Origin of the sequence: Brevibacterium rongguiense, from assembly GCF_009857845.1 — a bacterium.
Classification (GTDB): Bacteria; Actinomycetota; Actinomycetes; order Actinomycetales; family Brevibacteriaceae; genus Brevibacterium; species Brevibacterium rongguiense.
Genome location: NZ_WWEQ01000093.1, coordinates 1 through 6,090, shown reverse-complemented (window position 1 = coordinate 6,090; position 6,090 = coordinate 1). Strand labels below are relative to the sequence as shown.

Below are 6,090 nucleotides of genomic sequence, written 5' to 3'. Positions count from 1 at the left end.
GCGGGGGAGCGCCGCCCGCGGCCTCAGGCCCGGCCGGTGCCCCGCGCGAGCGCCGCGATGATCTCCGGCGTGGTCCGGCAGCAGCCGCCCACCGCCGAGGCGCCCGCCGCGGCCCAGTCCCGGGCGGCGGCGGCGAATTCGGTCGGATCGGTCAGGGCGGCCGCGGTGGCCGGGGGCGCCCAGGTGCCGGTGGCGGCGTCGTAGGACTCCCCGGAGTTGGGGTAGGCCAGGCCGTGGCGGCCGGCGGCCGTGATGGCCCGCATCGCCGGCTCCACCTGGGAGGCCGCGCAGCAGTTGACCGCCACCGCGGCGGGCTGGGACACGGCGGTGTCGAGCGCGTCGAGTGCATCGGCCAGCGGCATGCCCTCCGCGATCCGCACGGGCGAGCCGCCCCCGCCGCCCTCGGGCCGCAGCGAGAAGCTCAGCCACCACTCGGCGTCCGGGTAGTCGGCCATGACGCGCGAGACCGCGAGGGCCTCGTCGGCGCGCGGGATCGTCTCGATGGCGAACAGCCGGGCGCCCGCCGCGTAGAGCGGTTCGATCCGCTCGCGGTGGAAGGCCTCGAGCTCGGCCGCTGCGGCCGGCCCGTCGAAGTCCGCGCCGTAGGCGCCCGTGTACTCCGAGCCGTCGGCCAGGTACGCTCCGAACGGGCCGATCGAGGCCGCCGCGAACGCCTCGGCCCCCGCGCGCCGCGCCTCCTGCGCCGCCCGGCTCGCCAGCTCCCACGAGCGCGCGAGCAGCTCCCGCGCCTCGGCGGCGGTGAACCCCGCGGCGGCCAGCCCCCGCGGGCTGGCCTGATAGGACACGGACTCGATGACCTGGGCGCCGGCGGCCGCATAGGCTGCGTGCATGCGCTCCACGAGCGCGGGGTCCTCGGCGAGCAGGCGGGCCGACCACAGCCCGCCGCCGATGTCGGCCCCGAGCGCCTCGAGCTGCGTGCCCGAGGCGCCGTCGAGCACGAGCGGCCGGCCCTCCGCCCGCGCCCGGTCCAGCGCCGCGGCGAAGGGTCCCATCAGGCGCGCTCCGGCTCGATGAGCAGGGTCTCCTCCGTGTACTTCTGCAGCCGGTCGGGATCGATCGTGACGCCGAAGCCGGGCCCGGCGGGCACATCGACGATGCCGTCGTGCATGACGATCTCCTCCGTGATGTCCTCGGTGAAGAAGCGGTTGGACCCGGAGATGTCACCGGGCAGCGTGAAGCCGGGCAGCGTGGCCATGGCGGCGTTCGCGGCCCGGCCCAGGCCCGTCTCCAGCATGCCGCCGTGCCACACGGCCACGCCGTTGGCGGCGCACAGGTCGTGGATCCGCTTGGCCTCGAGGTAGCCGCCCACCCGGCCGGGCTTGATGTTGATGACGTCGGCGGCGCCCAGCGCGATCGCGTCCGCGGCGGCCTCGGCGGAGACGATCGACTCGTCCAGGCACATGGGGGTGGACATCTGGGCGGCCAGCTGGGCGTGCTGGCGGATGTCCGCCTCGCCCAGGGGCTGCTCGATGAGGAGGAGCCCGTAGTCGTCGAGGCGCTTGAGGTGGGCGGCGTCGACGAGCGTGTAGGCGGCGTTCGCGTCCACCTGGAGGAGGAAGTCATCGCCGAACTCGCGGCGCACCGCGGCCACCGGCTCGATGTCGCGGCCGGGCTTGATCTTGAGCTTGATGCGGGCGTAGCCCTCGTCGAGGTAGCCGCCGACCGTCTCGATGAGCTCGCGGTCCGTGTTCTGGATGCCCACGGAGACCCCGGAGGGCACCGACTCGGCCACGCCGCCCAGGTAGTCGCGGAAGCTCAGGCCGCGCTGCTTGAGCTGGGCCTCGAGGGCGGCCATCTCCAGCGCGGACTTCGCCATGGGGAAGCCGATGACGTGGCGCAGGTGCCAGCCGATCGTCTCCGCCGTCAGCTCTCCGGCATCGAAGAGGATGGGCGCCAGCCAGTCGCGCGTGACCGCCATCCCCGCGTCGACGTACTCGGAGGAGTAGAGCGGGGCGACCATCGCCACGGATTCGCCCCAGCCCGTGATCGGCCCCTCGGGGGTGTCGAATTCCGCTTCGACCAGGTAGCAGTCCTTCTCCGTCTCCGTCATGAACGACGTGGCGAACGGGGTGACGAGCGGCATGGACAGACGGTGGAGTGTCACGCGGGTGAGCTTCATTGCTGGTCCTGTTCGTTGAGGGGCCGGGTGTGCCGTGCGGGGCTGGTCAGTCGTGCAGGCGGTCGGCGATGAGCGCGGCCAGCAGCGCGGTGCGGGGGGCGATGTGGTCGATGAGCGCGTGCTCGTGCTCGGCGTGGGCGCCATCGCCCACCGCGCCCATCCCATCGAGGGTGGGCACGCCGTCGCCGGCGGTGAAGTTGCCGTCGCTGCCGCCGCCCACGGCCACCGCCTCGGGTGCCTCGATGCCGAGCTCCCCGGCGAGGGCGACGGCGCGCTCGTAGAGCTCCTGGGCGGCTTCGCGCCCGAACGGCGGGCGGTTGATGCCGCCCTCGATCTCGAGTGCGGCGCCCTCCAGGTGCGGGGCGAGCCTGCGGATCGCGGCGTCCACGCGCTGCTGCTCCTCGGCGGACTCGGCGCGCACGTCGACGTGGAAGCGCGCCTCGGCGGGCACGGTGTTCGTCGTCGTGCCCCCGGACAGGGTCGTGGGGGTCACGGTGGTGCCGAGGTCCGGGTCGCCCAGCGCGGCGACGGCCGGGAGCTGGTGGGCGAGCTCGAGTCCCGCGTTGACGCCCTTCTCCGGCTCCAGGCCGGCGTGCGAGGCGCGCCCGCGGATGATGACGCTGTAGTCGGAGGTGCCCTTGCGCGCCACCTTGTAGGCGCCGGCGGCCGAGGCCTCCATGACGAACACGGCCCGCGCGCCGCGCGCCTCGTCGCGGATGAGCTGCGAGGACGTATTCGAGCCGACCTCCTCGTCCCCGGTCACGAGGATGGACAGGCCGGTGAGCGCCTCGGGCCCGGAGGCGTCGGCGAGGAGCTTGGCGGCGTGGATGCTCATGATCGCGCCGGTGAGCATGTCGAACGAACCCGGGCCGCGCAGCACCCCGTCCTCCGTGCTGAAGGGCAGGCGCTCGAGCGTGCCGTGGGGCCAGACGGTGTCCTGGTGGTTGACGAGCACGACGCGCGCGGGCCCGGAGCCGAAGCGCAGGCGCACGTGGGCGACCCCGTCGACCTCGACGATCTCGGCCTCGGCGCCCAGGCGCTCGGCCAGAAGGGCGGCGAAGTCCTGTGCGCCCTCGGCGACGGCCGCGTGATCGGACGAGGGGGTCTCGCGGGTGATGACCCGCTCGATGTCGGCGAGCATCTGCGGCAGGGCGTCCTGTGCGGCGGCGAGCAGCTCGGGGGCGGCACTCGGGGCGGAGGAGGAGCTGGGAGCGGACACGGAAATCCTTTCGTCGGCTTGGCTCCATCCTAGGCGCGGGTGTGGTTGGCTTGGCCCATGGGAGATGCAGTCTCGTCGCAGCGGTACACCCCGGAGCAGCGCACGCGCTATCGCGAGGGCCTCAACCAGGACCTGGAGACGTTCGACGCCTACCTCCAGGAGGCCGAGTTCGTCGACCACGGGACGATCGGCATGGAGCTCGAGCTCAACCTCGTCGACGAGGACATGCAGCCCAAGCTGTGCAACAAGCAGGTCATCGAGGCCGTAGACGACGGTGACTTCCAGTCGGAGATCGGCGCGTACAACTTCGAGCTCAACCACCCCGTGCTCTCGGTGGCCGGCGATGGGCTCGACCAGCTGCGCCAGGGCCTGACCACCCGCCTGGACAAGGCGGAGGCGGCCGCGGAGACCGCCGGGGCGCACGTCGCGATGATCGGCACGCTGCCCACCGTCACCCCCGAGCTGCTGCGCGATCCCAACTGGATCACCGACGAGAACCGCTACAAGGCGCTGAGCAACGCGATCGTCGAGGCGCGCGGCGAGCTCGTCCACATCGACATCGGCGACCGCGAGTTCTTCGAGGGCGACTTCGACGACGTCGCCCCTGAGTCCACCTGCACGTCCATGCAGCTCCACCTCCAGGTGGCGCCCAACCGGTTCGCGGTGGCGTGGAACGCCTCGCAGGCGATCGCCGGCGTGCAGGCGGCGCTGAGCGCGAACTCGCCGCTGTTCGTGGGCCGCAAGGTGTGGCACGAGAGCCGCATCCCCATCTTCGCCCAGTCGATCGACACCCGCACCCCGGAGCTCGTGGCCCAGGGCGTGCGCCCGCGCGTGTGGTTCGGCGAGCGGTGGATCACGAGCGCCTTCGACCTCTTCGAGGAGAACGTCCGCTACTTCCCGGCGGTGCTGCCCGAGTCCCGCGAGGCCTCCGGCACCCCGGAGATGCGCGGCGAGGCACCGGCGCTGCACTACCTCAACCTGCACAACGGCACGGTGTGGCGGTGGAACCGGCCCATCTACTCGCCGGGCCCCGAGGACGAGCCCGCGCACATCCGGGTCGAGAACCGCCTGCTGCCGGCGGGCCCCACGGTGGCGGACATGGTGGCCGATGCGGCGTTCTACTACGGCATGGTCCACTTCTTCATCGAGCAGAACCGCCCCGTGTGGTCGCGGCTGTCGTTCCAGGACGCGGAGCGCAACTTCTTCACCGGCGCCCGCTCCGGGATGTACTCGCGCATGGAGTGGCCGACGCTCGGCCACATCGACGTGGGCGAGCTGGTGCGCGGCCGGCTGCTGCCGCAGGCGCGCAAGGGCCTCGAGGTGATCGGCGTGGACCCGGTGCTCATCGACGAGTCGTTGCACATCATCGACGAGCGCGCCCGCACCCGGCAGAACGGCGCCACCTGGCAGCTGCGCACGCTCAACGGCCTCAAGCCGCGGGTGACCGAGCCGGATTCACCGGAGCGCCGCGCCGCGCTCGTGCGCATGATGGAGCTCTACCGGGAGAACCAGGCCACAGGCCGGCCCGTCCACGAATGGCCGGTCACCGGCTGAGGCGCCGCACGGCTGCCGGCTGAGGCGCCGCACGGCTGCCGGCTGAGGCACAGCACCGCGCTGGGCCGGGGATAGCGCAGGAGGGGAGCGACACCATGGCAGACCGACATCCGGGGTCGCTGGCGGCCCGCTCGCTCTACGCGCTCGCGGGCGTGGTGCTCATCGGCCTGGGGGCTGCGATCCTGCAGACCGGCGGGGTGGGCGTCGACCCGTACACCGCCCTCAACATCGGCGTCAGCGACCGGCTGGGCTGGACCCTGGGCGCCTACCAGCTGCTGAGCAACGCGGTCCTCTTCGTGCCGGTCCTCATCTGGGCCCGCTCCTACATCGGCATCGGCACGCTTGTGAACATGACGCTCACGGGCTTCTTCATCGAGCTCTTCGCCGCGCTGCTGCACCCGTATGCCGTGCCCGCGGGCGATGCGCACGGCGCCACCCTGTGCTTCGCGGTGGGCATCTGCGTCTTCGCGTTCGGCGCCAGTGCCTACATCTCCGCAGGAGTGGGCACCGCGCCCTACGATGCGATCGCGCCGATCATCGTCGAGCGGTCGGGCTGGAAGTACCAGCGGGTGCGGGTGACGCAGGATCTCCTCGTGCTCGTCGCCGCGCTTCTGGTCGGCGGGCCGGTGGGGGCGGGCACCATCATGACGGCGTTCTTCTGCGGGCCGCTCATCGCGTTCTTCTCCCGACACGTCAATGAGCCGGCGGTGGAGCGGATCGCCAGGGGCAGGGCGCGCACGCACGCGCACCCGGAGGCCGGCACACCGGCCGATCCCACGCAGCTGCTGTGAGGCCCGTGCCGTGGGGCGCCTGCCCCGAGGCACGGCCTCCGAGGCGCGGCGCCGGCTCGGGCGAGCGACGGGTCGGAGGATGGGCCGCGGAATGGGCCGAGGCGCCGGGTGAAGAAGATTCTCCGCGGGGACTTGCGCGCCCCAGCCGGTGCGTGTAATGTCGTCTCTCGCTGCCTGACGCGGGAAACCGCCGGGGCAGCCGGATTTCGGTCCATCCTCCCAGTTCAGCCCCCGGGTTGATGTGGTGAGGGTCACGGCAGAGCGGCTTGCTTCGCAGTGAGGATCGGGTCTAAGCTAGGTGATTGTTCGCCTCGAGCAGCGCGACCGGCCCGCACGGGTCCGGTGGAGCGGAAGTCGGGGCACCCGGCATCCTTCTGTGGGTCTCG

General features: G+C 72.5%; 5 protein-coding genes. 2 read left to right on the top strand and 3 right to left on the bottom strand.

Annotation, left to right across the window (positions count from 1 at the left end):
* Positions 1-23 precede the first annotated feature (23 nt).
* Genes mmuM through GSY69_RS13235 form a run of 3 tightly spaced genes read right to left on the bottom strand, consistent with a single transcriptional unit; the run spans position 24 to position 3,359 of the window.
* Positions 24-1,013 carry a homocysteine S-methyltransferase gene (gene mmuM, locus GSY69_RS13245; RefSeq protein ID WP_160954305.1) on the bottom strand — a complete coding sequence of 330 codons (990 nt, stop codon included), beginning with the start codon at positions 1,011-1,013 and terminating at the stop codon, positions 24-26.
* Positions 1,013-2,140: an o-succinylbenzoate synthase gene (menC, locus tag GSY69_RS13240; RefSeq protein WP_160954304.1), complete on the bottom strand. Its 1,128-nt coding sequence runs from the start codon at positions 2,138-2,140 to the stop codon at positions 1,013-1,015. Before menC ends, mmuM begins: the two co-directional genes overlap by 1 nt.
* Before the next feature lie 46 nt (positions 2,141-2,186).
* A complete protein-coding gene (locus GSY69_RS13235) occupies positions 2,187-3,359 on the bottom strand; it encodes a M20 family metallopeptidase (RefSeq protein ID WP_328698878.1) in 1,173 nt (390 codons plus the stop codon).
* A gap of 57 nt (positions 3,360-3,416) precedes the next feature.
* Between GSY69_RS13235 and GSY69_RS13230 the strand changes: the two genes are divergently transcribed.
* Together GSY69_RS13230 and GSY69_RS13225 are read left to right on the top strand one after the other, a co-directional pair.
* Positions 3,417-4,913 carry a glutamate--cysteine ligase gene (locus GSY69_RS13230; protein WP_160954303.1) on the top strand — a complete coding sequence of 499 codons (1,497 nt, stop codon included), beginning with the start codon at positions 3,417-3,419 and terminating at the stop codon, positions 4,911-4,913.
* A 95-nt stretch (positions 4,914-5,008) separates the two neighbouring features.
* Positions 5,009-5,704 carry a YczE/YyaS/YitT family protein gene (locus GSY69_RS13225; protein ID WP_160954302.1) on the top strand — a complete coding sequence of 232 codons (696 nt, stop codon included), beginning with the start codon at positions 5,009-5,011 and terminating at the stop codon, positions 5,702-5,704.
* Positions 5,705-6,090: the final 386 nt, after the last annotated feature.